Origin of the sequence: Parafrankia sp. EUN1f, assembly GCF_000177675.1 — a bacterium.
Lineage (GTDB): Bacteria > Actinomycetota > Actinomycetes > Frankiales > Frankiaceae > Parafrankia.
In genome coordinates this window covers 19,857-38,772 of record NZ_ADGX01000059.1, presented here as the reverse complement: position 1 = coordinate 38,772, position 18,916 = coordinate 19,857, and the positions used below count along the sequence as shown (strand labels likewise).

At 71.5% G+C, this 18,916-nt stretch carries 13 protein-coding genes and 1 tRNA gene; 3 read left to right on the top strand and 11 right to left on the bottom strand.

Annotated elements, in window-relative coordinates:
• Positions 1-24: 24 nt before the first annotated feature.
• Entirely contained in the window at positions 25-3,651 is a 3,627-nt protein-coding gene (locus FREUN1FDRAFT_RS18830; RefSeq protein WP_232295273.1) for an EAL domain-containing protein, read from the bottom strand.
• Between the two features lie 121 nt (positions 3,652-3,772).
• Positions 3,773-6,448, bottom strand: coding sequence for a DNA polymerase I (gene polA / locus FREUN1FDRAFT_RS18825; RefSeq protein WP_006541725.1), 2,676 nt, complete (start codon positions 6,446-6,448; stop codon positions 3,773-3,775).
• A 180-nt stretch (positions 6,449-6,628) separates the two neighbouring features.
• Here polA and FREUN1FDRAFT_RS18820 point away from each other — a divergent pair, with 180 nt between their 5' ends.
• A complete protein-coding gene (locus FREUN1FDRAFT_RS18820; protein ID WP_006541724.1) occupies positions 6,629-7,075 on the top strand; it encodes a PaaI family thioesterase in 447 nt (148 codons plus the stop codon).
• Positions 7,076-7,331: 256 nt separating this feature from the next.
• Here the strand turns inward: FREUN1FDRAFT_RS18820 and FREUN1FDRAFT_RS18815 are convergent, their stop codons facing one another.
• The 8 genes from FREUN1FDRAFT_RS18815 to FREUN1FDRAFT_RS18785 form a co-directional block, all read right to left on the bottom strand.
• Positions 7,332-8,360, bottom strand: a complete 1,029-nt coding sequence (locus FREUN1FDRAFT_RS18815; protein ID WP_006541723.1) for an ABC transporter ATP-binding protein — start codon at positions 8,358-8,360, stop codon at positions 7,332-7,334.
• The gene (locus tag FREUN1FDRAFT_RS18810) at positions 8,357-9,268 is read right to left on the bottom strand and encodes an ABC transporter ATP-binding protein (protein WP_006541722.1); all 912 of its coding nucleotides are present in this window, start codon (positions 9,266-9,268) and stop codon (positions 8,357-8,359) included. Before FREUN1FDRAFT_RS18810 ends, FREUN1FDRAFT_RS18815 begins: the two co-directional genes overlap by 4 nt.
• Before the next feature lie 68 nt (positions 9,269-9,336).
• Entirely contained in the window at positions 9,337-10,746 is a 1,410-nt protein-coding gene (locus FREUN1FDRAFT_RS18805) for a branched-chain amino acid ABC transporter permease (RefSeq protein WP_006541721.1), read from the bottom strand.
• Complete coding sequence (locus FREUN1FDRAFT_RS18800; RefSeq protein WP_006541720.1) at positions 10,743-11,675, bottom strand: branched-chain amino acid ABC transporter permease; 933 nt, start codon at positions 11,673-11,675, stop codon at positions 10,743-10,745. Before FREUN1FDRAFT_RS18800 ends, FREUN1FDRAFT_RS18805 begins: the two co-directional genes overlap by 4 nt.
• Entirely contained in the window at positions 11,662-11,787 is a 126-nt protein-coding gene (locus tag FREUN1FDRAFT_RS47435; protein ID WP_006541719.1) for a hypothetical protein, read from the bottom strand. Before FREUN1FDRAFT_RS47435 ends, FREUN1FDRAFT_RS18800 begins: the two co-directional genes overlap by 14 nt.
• Before the next feature lie 79 nt (positions 11,788-11,866).
• Positions 11,867-13,015, bottom strand: a complete 1,149-nt coding sequence (locus FREUN1FDRAFT_RS18795; RefSeq protein WP_232295276.1) for a branched-chain amino acid ABC transporter substrate-binding protein — start codon at positions 13,013-13,015, stop codon at positions 11,867-11,869.
• Between the two features lie 210 nt (positions 13,016-13,225).
• Positions 13,226-14,914, bottom strand: a complete 1,689-nt coding sequence (locus tag FREUN1FDRAFT_RS18790) for a branched-chain amino acid ABC transporter substrate-binding protein (RefSeq protein WP_157474978.1) — start codon at positions 14,912-14,914, stop codon at positions 13,226-13,228.
• 143 nt (positions 14,915-15,057) lie between these two features.
• Positions 15,058-15,657, bottom strand: coding sequence for an ANTAR domain-containing response regulator (locus FREUN1FDRAFT_RS18785; RefSeq protein WP_006541716.1), 600 nt, complete (start codon positions 15,655-15,657; stop codon positions 15,058-15,060).
• A gap of 199 nt (positions 15,658-15,856) precedes the next feature.
• On the opposite strand from FREUN1FDRAFT_RS18785, the gene FREUN1FDRAFT_RS18780 reads away from it, so the two are divergent.
• Positions 15,857-15,929 (top strand) — tRNA-Leu (locus FREUN1FDRAFT_RS18780).
• A 488-nt stretch (positions 15,930-16,417) separates the two neighbouring features.
• Entirely contained in the window at positions 16,418-17,629 is a 1,212-nt protein-coding gene (locus tag FREUN1FDRAFT_RS18770) for an EAL domain-containing protein (protein WP_232295272.1), read from the top strand.
• A 63-nt stretch (positions 17,630-17,692) separates the two neighbouring features.
• On the opposite strand, the gene FREUN1FDRAFT_RS18765 is transcribed toward FREUN1FDRAFT_RS18770, so the two are convergent.
• Entirely contained in the window at positions 17,693-18,784 is a 1,092-nt protein-coding gene (locus FREUN1FDRAFT_RS18765; RefSeq protein WP_006541714.1) for a PP2C family protein-serine/threonine phosphatase, read from the bottom strand.
• Between the last annotated feature and the right edge of the window lie 132 nt (positions 18,785-18,916).

Genomic DNA, 18,916 nt, shown 5'->3' with positions numbered 1-18,916 from the left:
CTCACAGGTCTTCGTGGGTGTCGGTCAGACACCCACGAAGGAGGCCGGAGCCGGGCGGCCGGCGGCTGCCGAGTCGCGTGCCGCCGCCATCGCCAGGGCCTGGTTCTCGGCATCCACGAGCGCGCTGCTCAGCGGTGCCTGGCTCCTGGTGATGGCGATCCCGACCGCGAGTGGAGCGGCCGACTCCCGCCGCCAGGCTCGGCGCAGCTCCGCGACGACTGTTTCGGCACCTTCGCGGCCACCAGCTGGAACGGCCAGCACGAACTGCCGCTCCGCCCAGCGTGTGGAATGGTCCGGGTCCTGCGCCACGGCTCGTAGATCACGGGCGAAGCGGGTGAGCCGCTGATCCGGGCCGGGGCGCCGGGCCGCCGTCGAGTGCCCGTTACCAGCAGGCCCGCCGGCCTCCCCAGGCCCGACGACCTCTCCGGCCTCTCCGATCCCTCCCCCGCCGACTTCTCCGGGCTCACCGGCCTCGCCGGGCACGTCGACGAGGCAGACCGCGGTGCCGGACGGGCAGTGGCCGAGCTCGCTCAGAAATGCCGATCTGGTGGCGAGACCGGTGGTGTTGTCAGTCCGGCGCCCGTGGCCGGGGCGCCCGGCGGTGAGCAGGCGACCGATCCCGTGGCCGGCCTGCCCCGTCAGCAGCCCGATCGCCTTGTCGAGCGCCGGGTCGATCACGGGATACGGCCTGGACCAGCGCAGGCACAACGCACCGACCACCCCGCCAGGGCCTGGCAGCGGGACGATGAGCACCGAGGCGATCTTCTCGGCTCGGGCTGTCTCGGCGTTGAATCCGGCGTAGGAGGGCGCATCGGGCACGAACAGCGGGCGGCGGGTCCGCAGCACGGCCCCGATGGCGGTCTGCTCCAAGCGACCGAACTTCTGCCCCGGTCGGATGATGGCCCTGACCCCCGGAGCCGTGGAGGAATCGACGGCGGTGAACCAGTCGGCGCCGGGCTGGTCCGCGACCAGCCCGGTCGCCGCGTCCGCGCCGGTCAGGTGACGCACCGCGTCGGCGAGCAGCCAGACCGCGGCCGGGACGTCTCCCCGGCCGTCAAGCTGCTCCAACGCCCGGGTGGTGTCAGTGACCACCTCCAGCAGCGCGCACTCCCTGCGGGTGTCCATCATCGCGATGGTGTGCCGCGCGATGCTCTCCAGCGCCTCCCGCTGCCCCGGGCTGAGCCGCCGCGGGATGCGGTCACTGATCGTGATGGCGGCGATCGCATGGCCGTCGGACGTCCGCACGGGCACGCCCGCGAGGAAGCGCACGATCCGTGCCCGGAACGCGCGGGTGCCGTGCGCGAATCGGGTGTCCAGCGTGGCGTCCGGGACCTCCATCATCTCGCCGGCCGCGACGGTGTGTGCGGCGATGCCGACCCTGGCCGGGACATCGGGCATCTCGTGGCCGAAACGGCCGACGTAGACCTCCGAGTCGGTGTCGACCATGATGACCGAGCCGACGTCACAGCCGGTCATAGCGGTCGCGAGCGCCGCGACGTCGTCCAGCGGGTAGGCCCGCTGCCGGAACACGATGTCGTAGCGGCGCACGGCGGCGATCCGGGCGGCCTCCCGGTGGGTCAGCGGAGCCGGGATCCCGAATCTGCTCGCCTGCTCCGCCGTGAAGGTGACGTTCATGGTGCCCGGCGCCGGCTGCTCGGCCCGGTCGGTGCTAGGCGCCGGATGCTCGCCCCGGTCGGGGCCCCGTGGCACACCGGCCCGCGACACCCAGCCGTCGCTGAGCACCTCACCGACGTCGGTGGGTTCGTCACTCACCTTCGCCGCCCGCTCGGCGAGCAGGCCCGCGAGGCCGTCGGGTGACCGAGGCCGGGAGATCGCGTCGCCCTGCAGGATGTCGCAGCCGAGCTCGGTCATCAGGCGCAGGGTCCGCTCGTCCTCGACGCCCTCCCCGACGACCCGCAGGCCGAGGCGGTGGCCAAGGTCGAGCACCGACCGGACGATCGCGGCGTCCTGCAGACTGCCGCGGACGTCCACCACGAAGCCTCTGTCGATCTTGACCTCGTCGAACGGCAGGGCCTTGAGCATCTCCATCGAGCTGTAGCCGGTACCGAAGTCGTCCAGCGAGAGCTTCACGCCCTTGCTGCGCAGTTCGCGCAGCATCGCCGCGGCCCGGCCGGGCTGGGTGACCAGTGCGCTCTCGGTGATCTCCAGGGTCAGCAGGTCGGGCGGCAGCCGGTGGCGGGCCAGTGCCGCGGTCACCAGGTCGGGAAGATCGTCCAGGACGAGCATGCGGGGAGAGAGGTTCACCGAGACCGGCACGTGCAGCCCCTGGCCGCGCCACACCGCGCACTGACGCAGCGCCTCGTCGAGGACCCACCGGGTCATGGCACCAATCAACGCCGAGCGCTCCGCGATGGGCAGGAAAGCGCCGGGCGGCAGCAGGCCACGGGTCGGATGGCGCCAGCGGACGAGCGCCTCGACCCCGACGATCCTCCCGGTCGCGACGGCCTGCGGCTGGTAGAAGACGATGAGCTCATCGCGGGCGATCGCCGTGCGCAGCTCGGTGTAGAGCGAGATCTCCCAGGAGCGCACCCCGGCGATGCCGACGTCCCACAGCCCGACCCGTTCACCCTCCCGCTTCGCCCGAGACAGCGCGACATCGGCGCACGGGAGCAGCGCGGCGGTTGTCTCCCCGTCCCGCGGCGCGACCGCCAGCCCCACGCTCGCCTCGACGCCGACGCTGGTGCCCCGCACGTCGAACGGGCCCTCCAGCTGGCTCAGCACCGACATGGCGAGATCGCGCAGATTGCGGTCCCGGCGCTGCGTCGCCTGGGTCTGATCCCCCACCGTGCCGGCGGGATCCCCGGGGCCGCCCGAGCCGGCGGCGGTGTCCGGGGCACCTGGGTCACCCGGACCGGTGGGGCCGCCCGGCGGGCCGGTGATGACCAGTGCGAACTCGTCGCTGCCCAGGCGGCCGATCAGCGACGGGCACGGCTTCACCCGAGCCAGCGCACGGGCGAACTGGCGCAGCAGCTCGTCCCCGCCCTCATGCCCGAGTGCGTCGTTGACCTCCCGGAACCGGTTGATGTCGATCAGGAGGAAGGCGACCTCCTCACCCCGCTGACGCGCACCCGCGATCAGCGGGTCTGCGACGTGTGCCAGCCCGCTGCGGGCCACGAGCGATGTCAGCGGGTCGGAGTGGGCCTGCCGGCGACCCCACTGGAGGAGGCCGAACATGACCATGCATCCGCCGAACGTGCTGACCATCGCCGTGAGCAGCATCGCGGGTGGGTTGGCCAGGTCGGGATTGGCCCAGGCGGCGAGCAGCATGGAGCTGACGAGTGCCCCGGCCAGTGCCACGGCGTGCCGGAACCGGAGAAGCCCGGCGAAGCTGGCGATCCACGGGAACCACAGCAGAAACACCTCGCCTGCACTGCGGGGAGAGGCGTCCGCGGCCGCAAGGCCCAGACCGGCCGCCATCGACAGGGCGGAGATCAGGGGAAGCCAGGGCCGGTCGTCGCCCTGCTCCCCGACCAGGCGCCGGATCACGGCGACGTTCACCAGCGCGATGCCCAGCCCGGCGAAGGATCCGGGCCGGAGATAGCCCGGCGACGCCGGCACGAAAGCGATGATCAGGAAAAACCCGGCCATTCCGACCAGGAGAACCGCGAGCAGGCGGCGACCGTCAACCACGATCGGACCGCTGGGCACTCCTTGAGAATTCCCGCGCCCGACGCCCCCGACACCTCGGTGGCCCCGCGCAGGGGCACCGGACGTCCGACGTCCGACGCAGGGGCGTCAGGGGCCAGGGGTGTCAGTGGCCGGCGTCATCCCAGGTGAGCCCTGAGCCGACGCTCACCTCCAGCGGCACGGACATCTCGTAGGCGGCCCCCATCTCGGCGCGGACCAGTGCCTCGACCTCCACCCGCTCGCCGGGCGCGATCTCCAGGACGAGCTCGTCGTGAACCTGCAGCAGCAGCCGTGAGCGCAGGTCCCGCGACCGCAGCGCCCGGTCGACACCCAACATCGCGATCTTGATGATGTCGGCGGCGGACCCCTGGATCGGGGCGTTCAGCGCCATCCGCTCGGCCATCTGCCGGCGCTGGGTGTTGTCGCTCGTCAGGTCGGGCAGGTAGCGCCGACGCCCCATGATGGTCTCGGTGTAGCCGTCGCGCCGGGCCTGGTCGACGACGCCGCGCAGGAAGTCCCGTACGCCGCCGAACCGGGCGAAGTAGGCGTCCATGTGCTCGCGGGCCTCGTCCGGGGCGATACCGAGCTGGCCGGCCAGCCCGAACGCGGACAGGCCGTACGCCAGGCCGTACGACATCGCCTTGATGCGCCGCCGCAGCTCCGGGTCGACCTCCGACACCGGCAGGTCGAAGGCCTGCGCGGCGACGAAGGTGTGCAGGTCCTCCCCGGACGCGAACGCCTCGATGAGCCCCGCGTCGCCGGACAGATGCGCCATCAGCCGCATCTCGATCTGCGAGTAGTCGGCCGTCAGCAGCGTCTCGTACCCCGGCCCGACGACGAACGCGCGGCGGATCTGGCGGCCCTGCGGGGTCCGGATCGGGATGTTCTGCAGGTTGGGATCCGTGGACGACAGCCGGCCGGTGGCGGCGATCATCTGGTTGAAGGTGGTGTGGATCCGGCCGGCGTCGTCGATCATCGGGATCAGCGAGTCGACGACCGTCTTGAGGCGTGCGACGTCCCGGTGGTGCAGCAGCACGGGGATCAGCGGGTGGTCGGACTGGGTCGCCAGCCACGCCAGCGCGTCCGCGTCCGTGGTGTAGCCCGTCTTGATCTTCTTGGTCTTGGGCAGGGCCAGCTCGTCGAAGAGGATCTGCTGGAGCTGCTTGGGCGAGCCGAGGTTGAACGACCGCCCGACGAGGCCGTGTGCCTGCGCGGCGACGTCCGCCACCTCAGCGCTGTAGTGCTTCTGCAGCTCGGTGAGGTGCTCCTCGTCGGCCGCGATGCCCGCGCGCTCCATCCGGGCGAGCACGTGCACCAGCGGGAGCTCCATCTCCCGCAGCAGCCGGGCCGCCGAACGGCGTTCCAGGTCGCCGTCGAGCGCGGCGGCCAGCTCGAGCGCGGCGCGGGCGCGGATCGCGTCCGCCTCGGCCTCGTCCGCCTCGCCGGAACCGTCCAGAGTGAGCTGGCCGTTCGTCTCCGTGTCCGACTTGAGCTCGCGGTGCAGGTACCGCAGGGTCAGATCGGCCAGGTCGAAGGAGCGCTGGCCGGGCAGGGCCAGGTAGGCCGCGAGCGCGGTGTCGCTGGTGACGCCGGCGAGGGTGAAACCGGCCTCGGCGAGCGCCAGCATCGGGCCCTTGAGGTCGTGCCCGGCCTTGGCCCGGTCCGGGTCGGCGAGCCAGGCGCCCAGGGCCGCGGAGTCCGCCGCGGTCAGCGCGGTCGGGTCGATCCAGGCCGCGGCACCGTCGGCGGCGGCCAGCGCCAGTGCGGTGATCACGCCTGTGCCGCGCCCCCAGGAGCCGCGCAGGTGCAGGCCTGTCCGGCCGGGGCCGGCGGCGTGCGCGGCGAGCCAGGCGGCGACGTCGTCCGGCCCGAGCATGGCCAGGTCGACCTCGAAGCCCTCGTCGGCGCTGGGGGGCGCCACCGCCAGCGCGGCGTACAGCCGCTCCCGCAGCACCCGGAACTGCAACGTGTCGAACAGCTGGTGGACGGCCTCCCTGTCCCACGGGTGCAGGCGCAGGTCGCCCGGCCCGAGCTCCAGCGGCACCTCGCGCGCCAGCTCCGTCAACGACCGGTTGCGGATGACGTTCGCGAGGTTCGCCCGCAGCGAGGCACCGGTCTTGCCGCCGATCTCGTCGGCCCGATCGACCAGGTCGGCCAGCGAGCCGAACTGCTGGATCCACTTGGTGGCGGTCTTCTCCCCCACCCCCGGCACCGAGGGCAGGTTGTCGGACGGGTCGCCCCGCAGCGCCGCGAAGTCGGGGTACTGGGTCGGGGACAGGCCGTACTTCGTCTGCACCTCGTCCGGCGTGAAGCGGGTCATGTCGCTGATGCCCTTGCGGGTCATCAGCACGGTCACGTGCTCGTTGACCAGCTGCAGCGCATCCCGGTCGCCCGTGACGATCAGGACGTCCATCCCCTCGCCCGCGGCCTGGGTGGCCAGGGTGGCGATCACGTCGTCGGCCTCGTAGCCGGGGGCGCTCACCCCGGGCACGGCGAGGGCCTCGCAGACCTGGTGGATCAGCGCGACCTGGCCGACGAAGTCCGCCGGGGTCTCCGACCGGCCGGCCTTGTACTCGGCGTACTGGGTATGGCGGAACGTCGGTGTCGGCAGGTCCCACGCGACGGCGACGTGGGTGGGCTTCTCGTCCCGCAGAGCGTTGATCAGCATCGAGGTGAAGCCGTAGACGGCGTTGGTCGGCTGGCCGGTGCTCGTCGAGAAGTTCTCCACCGGCAGCGCGAAGAAGGCGCGGTACGCCAGCGAATGCCCGTCCAGCAGCAACAGCCGGGGACGATCCGCCACGGTAGCCGGGGACGCGGCGGACGGGGACGAAGTAGTCGCAGGCACGCGGCGAGTCTAGGACGTGGGTACGACAGGTCCGCGGACGTCCGGCAGGTGGCGACTGCCGCGCCCGGCGAGGTTCGCCCCCGTACGCCCCGCCCGACCGGCTCCGGCCCCGGCCGCGGCATTAGGGTTCAGGTCGTGCCCACACCGTCGACGGACCCAGACGAGCTACTCAACGAGCTCAACAAGCATCGGGGCGAACTCTCCGAGCGGATGGGGATCGTGCTCACGGAGGCCAGCGCGCAGCGGGTGACCGCCACGATGCCGGTCGCCGGCAACCGCCAGCCCTACGGCCTGCTGCACGGGGGCGCCTCCGTGGTCCTCGCGGAGACGGTGGGCTCGGTCGCCTCGATGCTCACCGCCCAGCCCGGCCGGATCGCCGTCGGCATCGAGATCAACGCGACGCATCACCGCGCGGCCACCGACGGGACGGTGACCGCGGTCGCCACACGGATCCACGCGGGATCGACCCTGGCAACCTACGACATCCGGATCACCGACGAGGCCGGCCGGCCGGTGTGCACCTGCAGGCTGACCTGCATGCTCCGGGACCGCCCGCCCGGTTCCGGCTCGGTTCCCGGGTAGCACCCGCGCTGTTCCCGGGCAGCGCTCGCGCTGCTGCCGGGTAGTGCCCGCACTGTTCCCGGAAAGCGCCCCGATTTCCCGGCGAGAACAGCTGCGTCAGAACACTCAGGCCACCTCGGCACACCCGCGGCGTTCCGCCCGCCCGGCCGTGCTGCTACTTTCGTCCCAGGTGGGCGCCCGGGGCGGCCGAGTAGAAAACGCCGGGCACGGGGAAGGTTCGGACGGCACCAAAGTCCTTCCCGGGCATCCGCCAGAGTCAGCCGGCTGACTCCTCCACATCCAGTTCCGCCGTACCAGTCTCCGCCGCAAGTCTCTTCCCCACTTCTTCTTCCGGCACTTCCTCCGACACCGTCCGCTCCGGCGCCGCCTGCTCCGCCTGGTGGTTGCCGCCCAGGTAGGCGTCACGCACCCGGGGATCACGCGCGAGATCCGCGGCGGTGCCCTCCAGCACCACGCTGCCGGTGTCGAGGACATAGCCCCGATGGGCTATCCGAAGCGCGGCCGCCGCGTTCTGCTCGACCAGCAGAACGGTCACACCGTCCGCGTTGATCTCCCTGATCACCGCGAAGATCGTCGCGACCAGCTTCGGGGCCAGGCCGAGCGACGGCTCGTCCAGCAGGATGAGGCGAGGGCGCGCCATCAGCGCACGGCCGATCGCCAGCATCTGCTGCTCCCCACCGGAGAGGGTTCCCGCCGGCTGCCTGGACCGTTCCGCGAGCCGGGGAAACAGCGTGTGCACCCGCTCCAGCTCACGGCGCGTGCTCTCGCGCGAGCGGCGGGCATCGAGGAAGCTCCCCAGCGCCAGGTTCTCGGCGACCGACATGGCCGGAAAGATCCGCCGGCCCTCCGGGACGTGGCTGATACCGAGCGCCGCGACCCGATGCACCGGCAGGTTCGCCTCCGAGTCGCGCCCCGGGACCGGCGCGGCGGAGCCGGGGCGGCCGCTGCCACGAGGACTGCGGCGAGAGCGGCGGTGAAGGCCGCGGCCGGAGTTGGGGCCGGGGCGAGGGCTGCCGGCGAGCGGCGCGCCGTCGAACCAGACCGATCCGCGCACAGGCGCCAGCAGCCCGGAGATCATCCGCAGGGTCGTGGTCTTCCCTGCGCCGTTCGCGCCCAGCAGGGCCACCACCTCGCCGGAGCGGACCCGCAGCGAGATCCCGCGGACGGCGGTGACCGCCCCGTAGGCGACCTCGACGTCCCGCACGTCGAGCAGCGGGACGTCATGGCCGCCGTCGCCGCCGTCGCCGCCGTCGGTGGTCCTGGCCGGAGTCGTGGCCGCGGTCATCGTCGGCCCTCCCTGCCGTCGGCCCGGTCGCCGGCCTGGCCAGCGGTCCGGTCTCCGGCTCGGTCGTCGGCCCGGCCGTCGGAGTCGCCGAGGTAGGCCTCGACCACCGCGGGGTCGGACCTGATCTGCTCCGGCGACCCCGTGGCGATCACCCGGCCGAAGTTGAGCACGACGATCGAGCGGGCCACCGCAGCCACCAGTCGGATGTCGTGCTCGATGAGCAACACGGAGACACCCTGGTCGACGATGGCGCGGATCAGCGCCACCAGGTCGCGCCGTTCCGACGCGGTGGCGCCGGCGGCTGGCTCGTCCAGCAGGAGCAGGGACGGGCTCGTGCCCAGCGCCCGCGCGATCTCCAGCCGCCGTTGCTCCCCGTAGGCCAGGCTGCCGGCCGGCCACCGCACCCGGTGCCGAAGCCCGACGAAGTCCAGCAGGAGATGGCTGCGCTCGAGGATCTCGCGTTCCTCCCGCCGCACGGCCCTGGTCGGCACCAGCCCGCGCAGCGCGCCCGCGCGGGCCCTGACCTCCACACCGACCTGCACGTTCTCGACCGCGGACATCTCGGGGAACAACCGGATGTTCTGGAACGTCCGCGCGATGCCGACCCGCGCGACCCGGTGCGGCGACCGGCCGACGAGCTCGACCCCGCCCTCCCCCACACCCTCCAGGGCCGAAGCGCCTGCCGGGTTCGCGGAGGTGGCTGGGGCTGTCGGCCAGAACCGTGCGCTGCCCTGCTGCGGCCGGTAGGCACCGGTGAGACAGTTGAACAAGGACGTCTTGCCGGCCCCGTTCGGGCCGATGACAGCGAGGACGCTTCCCCGGCCCTGCCGCAGGGAGACCCCGTCGAGGCTGGTCAGCCCACCGAAGCGCAGGGTGACGTCCCGGACGTCGAGGATCGGGTCGGCCACCGACGGCCGCGGCTGCGGAATCGTCCGCGAGATCGGCGCCGGAAGTGGCCGCGGAACTGTCGCGCCGCTCAAGAGACCACCCCCGGCGACGCCTGGTCGGCCACGCCACGGGACGTCCCGGCTGCCCCGTCGGAATCGACGGACTCGACGGACTCGACGGACCTGTCGCGGGACGGCCCGGACCCGCGGGGGCGATGCGCACGTGGTGGCAGCAGCCCCTCCGGCCGGAAGATCATCATCAGCACCACCACGGCGCCGAAGTAGATGAAGCGGTCGGCCGGCGGCACCGTGTCCCGCAGCAGGAACGCGGTTCCCTGCAGGACCAGCGCGCCGAGCACCACCCCGAGCCGAGAGCCCATCCCACCGAAGATCACGATAGTGAGCACGAGCAGCGAGGCCTGCAGGCCGAAGGACTGCGGGTTGAAGAACTGCTTGGTCGCGACCACCACGCCGGCGAATCCCGACACGGACGCACCCACGGCGAAGGCCAGCAGTTTCATCCGCATGGTCGCCACACCGGTCGCCTCGGCGGCGACCTCGTCCTGGCGGATCGCCGTCCAGGCCCGTCCCGTCCGCGAGCGTTCCCAGCGCCCGAACACCACCATCACCAGCACGATCAGCGCGATCAGCAGGTAGTAGTACGGCAGCGGGTCCAGGCCCCAGGAGTAGCGGACCCCGGGCAGCTCCACCGACAGCGGCGGCAGGCCGAAGACGCCCCGGGGCCCGCCGGTGACACCGTCCGCGTTGTTCGCCAGCAGTTGGACGATCTCCCCGAACCCCAGGGTCACGATGGCCAGGTAGTCCCCGCGCAGGCGCAGCGTCGGGCCGCCGAGGACGACCCCGGCGACCGCCGCCACCAGCAGCGCGATGGGCAGTACGAAGAACGGGTTGAGCTGCCAGGGCGCGTGCCAGGGCATCGCGTCCGCCGAGGTCAGGTAGGCGGTCGTGTAGGCACCGATCGCGAAGAACGCGATGTAGCCGAGGTCGAGCAGCCCGGCGTAGCCGACGACGACGTTGAGGCCCAGCGCGAGCAGCGCGTAGATGCCGATCTCGCTCACCAGGGCCTGCTGCGCGGCGGTCGGCAGCACCGGCGGAACCGCCAGGGCAACCGCGAGCAACGCGGCGTGGCCGAGCACCGCCCCACGCCGCCCGGACAACCAGGTCGCGCCGGGCCGGGTGGCGGCGCCAGCACCGTTGCCATTGCCATTGCCATTGCCGGCACCGGCACCGGCGGGGCCCGCCAGCCGGCCGAGGGCCGTCCCGCGCAGCGTGCGGGCCTGGGCGCGCAGCCGGTCGCGGCCCAGCAGTGCCGCCCACAGCACCAGCGCCGCGGCGGCGAAGAACAGCACCCGCGGGAACGCGAGGGACCCGCGGATCCCGGCGAGTGGATGATCCGCGTCGCCCGTCGGCCCCGTCATCACCGCCGCCAGCGCGGCGAGCAGGCCGGCGGTCCGCAGGCTGCGCAGCCGACCGCTCACGCCGGCCGGCCCAGGCGGGTCCCGAGCAGGCCGGACGGTCGAACCAGGAGCACGCCGACGAGCACGGTGAACGCGATGACGTTCTTGTAGGAGGCGTCGAACAGGTAACCGCCGAAGCTCTCGACCAGGCCGAGCAGCAGCCCGCCGAGCACCGCGCCGCGCACGTTCCCGATGCCGCCGAGCACCGCCGCGGTGAACGCCTTGATGCCGGGGACGAACCCCATCGTGTACGAGGCGTTGAACGTCATCGCGTAGAGGAAGCCGCCGGCACCCGCGAGCAGGCCGCCGAGCACGAACGTCACGACGATGACCCGTTGGACGTCCACGCCCATCAGTCCGGCGCATTCGGCGTCCTGGGCCACGGCGCGGATGGACAGCCCGAGGCGGGTGTCGGCCACCAGGTGGTCGACCGCGAGCAGCATCAGCAGCGCCGTCGCGGCGATGACCAGCGACTGGGTCGAGATCTCCGCCCCGAGGACGGTCACCACCGTGCGGTTGGCGAACAGGTCGGGGACGGGCACGCTCTGCCGCCCGAACTCCTTGCCCGCCAGGTTGAACGCGAACAGGGACGCCCCGATCGCGCTGATCAGGTAGGCCAGCCGCGGGGCTCCGCGCCGGCGCAGCGGGCGGTACGCGCACCGCTCCAGGGTGTACGCGGCCGCGCCACCGGCGGCCGCACCCGCCACGAGCCCGACGAGGACGAGCCCGGCGGCCGCCAGGCCGGCCGGGGTCGCACCGTCACCGGGCACCAGCGCCCGGCACGCGAACAGCCCGCCGAACGCCCCGAGCATGAAGACCTCGCTGTGCGCGAAGTTGATGAGCTGGAGGACTCCGTACACCAGCGTGTAGCCGAGGGCGATCACCGCGTAGAGCGCGCCGACCATCAGCCCGTCGACGGCCAGCTGGCTGATCTGCTCAGCCGAGCCCACGAGGCCCCCTCCGGCCCGGCCCGGTGACGGGATCGGTGGCCGGCTCGTTCACCAGGCCCAGTCCGGTCACCAGGCCGGTCACCGGGTCACCGCCCGGACTCAGGCCGGTCACCGGGTCACCGCCCGGACCCAGGCCGAAGCCCAGGTCCAGACCCGGAGCTGGGTCTGGACCTGGGCCGCATCGGGAAGGATCACGGCTTGATGAGCGAGCTGACCGGCCCGAGCACCGTCCGCTGGCCGTCCTTCACCTGGTAGACGTACACGGTCGAGCCCTGGACGTCACCGTTGCGCTCGAACTTGATCCGCTTCGTGACGCCGGGCATGTCCACCGACCCGAACGCCGTCCGGACCGACTCACGGTTCGCGTCGGTGCCGAGCTTGCGCAGCACGGACGCGATCGCGTTGGTGGCGTCGTAGGCCTCACCCGAGTAGGTCCCCGGCTTCAGACCGCTGTTGACCTTCTTGTACTCGGCGACGAAGGCGGCGGCGGACGGGTCGGTGTTCGCGTCCGAGCAGGGGCAGGTGATGAGCGCGCCCTCGGCGTTCGCCGTCCCGGCCTGGCGGATGAACTGGTCGTCGTTCGACCCGTCACCGCTGAGGATCGCGCCGTCGTACCCCTTGCCGCGCAGCGCCTTCGTCAGCAGCGCGTACTCCGGGTAGTACCCCGAGTAGTAGACGGCGTCCGCGCCGTCGGCCATGATCTTCGTGGCCTGCGAGGTGTAGTCCTTCGTCGGGTTGATCCCGTCATGGGTGAACGGGACGTCGGCCTGCTCCAGGCCACGCTCGATAGCGCCGGACAGGCCCGTCCCGTACTCGCTGCGGTCGTCGAGGGAGTAGACCCGCTTGGCCTTGACGACCTTGGCCAGGAACTCGGCCGCGGCGGCACCCTGGACCGTGTCCGGGGCGATCACCCGGTAGAAGCTGGTGAAACCGAGATCGGTGAGGGCCGGGTTCGTCGCCGACGGGCTCACCGACAGCAACCCGGCCTGGCTGTAAAGCGGCTCGCTGGACTTCGTCGGGCCGGAGAACACCGGGCCGACGACCGCCATCAGCTTGGGATTGTCGATCAGTTTCTGGGCGGCGGTCGGACCCTGCTCGGGCAGGCCCTGGTCGTCGGAGGCCACGATGCGCAGCGTGAAGGGAAGGCTCTTGTCCCCGTTCAGCTGCTCGACGGCGGTCAGGACGCCGTTGTAGGCGTTGATGCCGAGCTGCTGGCTGTCGCCGGACAGCGGGCCCTGGAATCCGATCAGGTATTCCTTCTTGCCGCCGTCGTCCGAGTCGCCGCCGCAGGCGGTCAGCGCCGCGCCGACCAGCGCGAAACCCGCGACCAGGGCGGCCATCGGACGCAGCGCCACCGTCCGTGCGGGTCTGGTTCGAAGAGGCCGTGGGGTGGCCGTCATGCAACGTCCTTCCGCTGCTTCCAACGGCGCGCGGGTGCGCTCCGCGGAGCGGAAACTAGTCGCTCACCCTCAGTCGCGAAAGCTCAAAGTGAGCGTGTCGCGACTTCACGTGTTACCCGCCTGCCCCGCCAGACGTCCGACCTCGAACCGTCAACCACCAGCTTCAACCTGCAACGGGACGAACCTCTCCGCCAGGACCGAGTAGAGGGCCACCCGCGGACTACGCAGGTCACCCCGCGCGTCGAAGGCGATCGGACCGGTGACACCGGCGTACTCACCGGCCCCGACCGCGTCGACGACGGCCGCCCGGGCGGCCTTGGTCACCTCCGTACGCCCCGGCAGCACCGCCGCCGCGGCCCGGATCAGCGCGCGGGCGGCGTCGTAGGCGTACGCCGCCACCGGCGGGATCGCGTCCGCACGCAGCACCGCGAGCTCCGCGTCCCGCGATCGCTGTACCGCACGCTCCTGCTCGGACAGATCCGAAGAACCTGACGAACTCGCCGCCGCACCGTCGGCGGCGCCGTCACCGCGCCGCTGGTTGGAACGGGTGTCGGCACTCGGCTGGACCTTGCCCTGCGGCGTCGCCGTCTCCGACCCGCCGGACTGCCCGCTCTGACCGGTCTGGCTGTTCTGGCTGTTCTGGCTGTTCTGGCTGTTCTGGCTGTTCTGGCTGTTCTGGGCGGTCGAGCCCGATTCCGACGCCGAGCCGGCACTGCTGCCGTCGGGCAGCAGATTGCCCAGTCCCTCGGGCGCGCCGAACCGCTTCGTGTAGGCCGCCACGAAGGCACCGGCGGACGGCAGCTGCGACGCCGGAACCGACAGATCGGTGATCACATCACCATCAGCGAGCGACTTCGCGCGCTCGACGTAGTCGTGACTGAGCAGCCCGTCGGCGCCCAGCACCTGCACCGACACGCCCTCGTCGGCGAAGGCCTGCCGCAGCTCCCCCGCGAACGCGGCCCCCGTGGCCAGGTACACCAGGTCCGGAGCCTCGTCCCGGATGGCCCGCGCCGTCTGCTCGATCTCGTCGTCGGTCGAACGGCCATCCACCCGGTGCACTGCCGGCACCGTCGCCCCCGCCTCACGCGCGTCCCGGGCGAACCGCTCCGCGAGGGTGATCATGCCGTAGTCGGGGCTGCCGTCGACCACACTGATCCGGGAACGGCCCAGCGTGTGGACCGCGTAGTCGGCCGCGACCGCGGAGAGCTGCTCATCCGTGCCGCTCAGCCGAAAATAGGTCGGATACGGGCGGTCGTCCGGGTCCTCCGGCCGCTCGGTCAGCGTCGGCTCCGCGTTCGACGGCGAGATCACCGGCAGGCCGGCCTCGCCCAACCTGTCCAGCGACACCATCGCCACACTGGAGCTCAGCGGCCCGACGACACCGATCATCCGCTCGTCGTCGGCGAAAAGGTCGGCGCCGGCCGCGCCACCATCAGGCCGGGACAGATCGTCGTTCGCGACGACCTCCAGCTTCCAGCCGGGAACGGTACCGTCCCGGTTGGCCTCCTCCACCGCCAGCGTGACGGCGTTGCGCACGCTGCTCCCGGCATCCGCCGACGCCCCGGACAGCCGCGCCATCACCCCGATCGACGCGACCCGCTCCGGGACCCCGCCGCCGTCATCCGACGCCGACACCAGCAGAAACCCGATCACACTCGGGATGGCCAGCGCCACCGCCGTGACCGCCGCGAGCAACGCCCGGCCACGGCCGGTCCGCGCCGAGCGGCCAACCCAGTGCCGAACCGCGCGAACTGCCGCCGTGACGGCACCAGCGACCTGCCGGGCACGCCCGACCGGCGGAGCATCCCGCTCGCCCGACGCCTGGATGTCATCCGGCACCTGATTTTCATCCGGCGCCTGGACGTCCTCAGGTTCCCGGAGGTCGCCAGGCACCTGAAGATCGCCAGATGCCTGGTCCTCGCCCTGCCTCGGCACCCGGGGACTGCCCGGGCTGGCGGCCACGTCCTCGGGGTCGTCCCGGGTCACGAGCCCGGCAGCGCCTCACCCGACAGAACCGCCTCCGCGACGGCCCGCATCGTCCGGCGCTGGTTCATCGACGTCCGCTGGATCCAACGGAACGCATCCGGCTCCGTCATCGAGTGCTCGGTCTGCAGCACACCCTTCGCCCGCTCGATGATCTTGCGAGCCTCCAGGCGGCCCTGCAGGTCCTCGACCTCGGCCTCCAGGCTGACGATCTCGGTGAACCGGCTCATCGCCATCTCGATGGTCGGCAGCAGGTCCTTCTTCTGGAACGGCTTCACCACATACGCCATGGCACCCGCCTCGCGGGCCCGCTCGACCAGCTCCCGCTGGCTGAACGCGGTGAGGATCACCACCGGGGCGATCCGATCCTTGGCGATCTTCGCGCCGGCGTCGATACCGTCCATCTTCGGCATCTTGACGTCCAGGATCACCAGGTCAGGGCGCAGCTTGCCGGCCAGGGCAACCGCCGTCTCACCATCGCCGGCCTCGCCGACGACCTCGTAGCCCTCCTCCTGGAGCATCTCCCGGAGATCCAGCCGGATCAACGCTTCGTCCTCAGCGATCAAGACCCGACGCGGCGTCGAGGAAGGCTGGCTCATCGAGTCGAACTCCCGGGTTCTACGGTGAACTGGCTCTGCAGTTGGCTGGCCACGATCACCACGAACAGGCGGCGAACGCGGGCCCCGACCCCTCCCGCCCGTAATCTGACCGGGTCGGGCGGTCGAATCGCACCCTACCCGGCTAGAGTCGTCCACGAGAGGTTCCGCTGCGCATCCCGCGCCGGAGACCTCCGTGCCGGCCCCGGTACTCCAACGGCAGAGAGACGGTGCTCAAACCACCGACAGTGTGGGTTCGAATCCCACCCGGGGTACGCGTGTGATGTCTCAGGACATCGGCATAGCCCTGAACCTACGATCTTGGTTCAGGGCGTCGTGCTTTTGCGGGCTGGTCCGCGGGGTCGACCGGTGGGCTGGTAGTCGCGGGTGGGGTCGATCGTGAGCTCCCGCAGCAGTTCGCCGGTGGTCGCGTCGACAACGCGGACGTGGAGGTCCTGGGCGAGCAGGACGACGTGGGTTCGGGGTGGGTTCGCCCGATACCGATGTGGTGCAGGCGGCCACCGACGCGCAGGGTGACCATGCCGGAGTCCTCGACCCGGTCGCGGCGGACCCGGTCGTGGGTGTCGCCCGTTCGGGCCTCGGTGTTCGGGGTGGCTTTCGGCAGGCTGGAGTAGACGGGGCACCGCTGACGGCACTCGCCGTTCTTGGGTTTGCCGTGTGTAGACATATAAGGCGGGTAGTTACCTTGCCGGGAGGGGAGTTGGTGTCAGGTCGGCATGTCTGTCTGGGGCCGCAGAGTGAGGTGCCCGAGCCGAGCGCGGCCGTCGTCGATCTACTCGGCCTGCTGCGGCGCCGAACCGGCATGGACCTGGCCTGGCTCGGCCGGTTCGACGGGCAGCTGCTGGTCCTGCAGGCGATGAGCGGGAACCCGCGCCCCTTCGGCCTGTCACCCGGCTGCAGTGTGCGGTACGAGGAGGGGCTGTTCGGGCAGGTCCGGAACGCGTCGCTTCCTCCGCTGATCCCGGACACCCGCCGCGACCCCCGCACCGAGTGGTCGACCTCGGTCCGCGAACTGGGTGTCGGCGCCTACGCGGCGATGCCGGTCCTCGACGCATCCGGCCGGCTCTACGGCCTGCTCGGCTGCCTGAACCGACACCCCCGGCCGTCACTCGGCGAGCGGGACGGCCGGCTGCTGTGGCTGCTGGCGGAGTTCCTGACGGGATACGTCAGCGACCTGCGCGAGATGTGGGAGGCCCGCAGTCGTACCTGGAGCCGAATCCAGAGCATGATCGACGAAGGTGATTTCACCATCGCCTACCAGCCCATCGTGGACCTGAGAACCGGGCGGCCCGTCGCGCTCGAAGCGCTGACCCGGCTCGAGAACTCCCCCCACGGCCCGGGATCCCTGTTCACCGACGCCGCGGACGTCGGCCTCGGCCCGGAACTGGAACTCGCCGCCATCCGCAGAGCACTGACCGCCTTACCGGAGCTGCCGGGCGGTGTCCGCCTCGCGGTGAACGCCTCCCCCTCGACCCTTCTCAACGGACTGGTCGGCGTCCTGCTCGAGTCCGGGGCACCGGAACGACTCGCTGTCGAGATCACCGAGAACGAGTACCTCGACGACGACCATGATCTGATCGCCTCGATCGGGACCCTGCGCGACCACGACGTCCGGATCGTCGTCGACGACATGGGAACCTGCTTCGCCGGGCTTCAACTCGTGCTGCGCCTACGCCCCGATGTGATCAAAATCGATCGTTTCATCGTCCGAGGGATGCCCACGGATCCCGCCCACCAGGCCGTCGCCGCGGGCGTCACCACCATCGCGCAGGCAATCGGATCCCGCGTCGTCGCAGAAGGCATCGAGACCACAGCCGAACTCACCGCAGCCCGCGACGCTTCCCTCGACTACGGGCAGGGATTCCTTCTCGGAACCCCCACCTCGAACCTACGCATCGCCTGCGCCCCGACCACCCCGCGCCCCAGCATCCGCCATGCACCGGCCGCCACCTGACTGACGCCATCGACTGGAGTACCAGCGAGGCGGTAGGCACGGATCGCCGAGCTTTGAAGGCCGTCAGCTGGTGCTCGCTCTCACCCTCGCGACCAGGCGTTCCATGGCGACGAGTGCGATGTCGTCGCTGAGGGAACCGCCCGTCCACTCGATGAGTGCGTCGACAAGGCGGGCGGTCCCGTCGGGCAGCCGCGCGTCGGTGAAGGCGTCCCGCACGGCTGGGATGACAGGGAAGAACTCCCGTGTGCGAGGGTTGCGGGCCTCAACCAGGCCATCGGTGTAGAAGAGCACCTGGTCGGACTGGACGAGAAGGACGGGGGCTGCCTTGGGTGCGACACCGAGCCCGAGTGGTGGCTGCCGGTCCGGGACGCCGAGTGCCGTCACCCTTCCCGCGCGGACCAGCAGTGGGTCGGGATGGCCGGCGTTGAGCAGGAGCATCCGCCCGGCATGGTCGACCTGGGCGACGACCGCGGTGACGAAGTCCTCGCCGTTCCCGTGGCCAAGCTTGGCGACCTCGCTGTCGAGTGCCGCGACCAGCTCCGCGGGGTCCTCAAGCCGCCCCGCCAGGGCCCGGAAGCAGCCCAGGACCCGGTTGGCGAGCCGGACCGCGTCGAGGCCCTTGCCCCGGACGTCCCCGACGAGCAGCCGCACCCCCCACCAGGTGTCCAGCACCTCATAGAGGTCTCCGCCGACAGCGGCTTCCACCGCCGCGCTGCGATACATCGCGGTGAACCGTAGGCCGTCGATAACCGCCGGGACCGGGTTCAGGATGGCACGCCGCGCGGCCTCGGCCACCTGGACGAGCGCGGTCATCCGGCGCTCCCGAGCCTGGCGGACCACACTCGCGGCCACGGCAATCCCGCCGCCGAGGGCGATACCGGCAAGCCGGACCACCATCGCGGTCCGGTTCTCTTCCGCTGGCGGTCCCACGAGCTGGTCCCAGATCGACACCGCACCCGCCCCGGCAAACGCCGCGATCGCGTAGATACCGGTCAACCACGGACCGACGATGCTCGCGGCCAGCAGGGGAGCTATGAGGACGAGCGCGATGACGACGAAACCAGGGCCGCCAGCCACGTCGATCAGACAGACCGCCACGATGATGACGAGCGGGAGCAGCGCCGCTGCCCGTGAACGGACTCGCCCGAAGGTCACACCAGACCTGGTACCCCCATCGGACGGATGCGAGCGCACCCTGCCCCTTCCACACGGCCCTGCTACCTGCCCGTCTCGCCCGGCCGGCCGGGACGAGGAGCGGCAGCGACGACAATCCATTCGCAGTCGCGC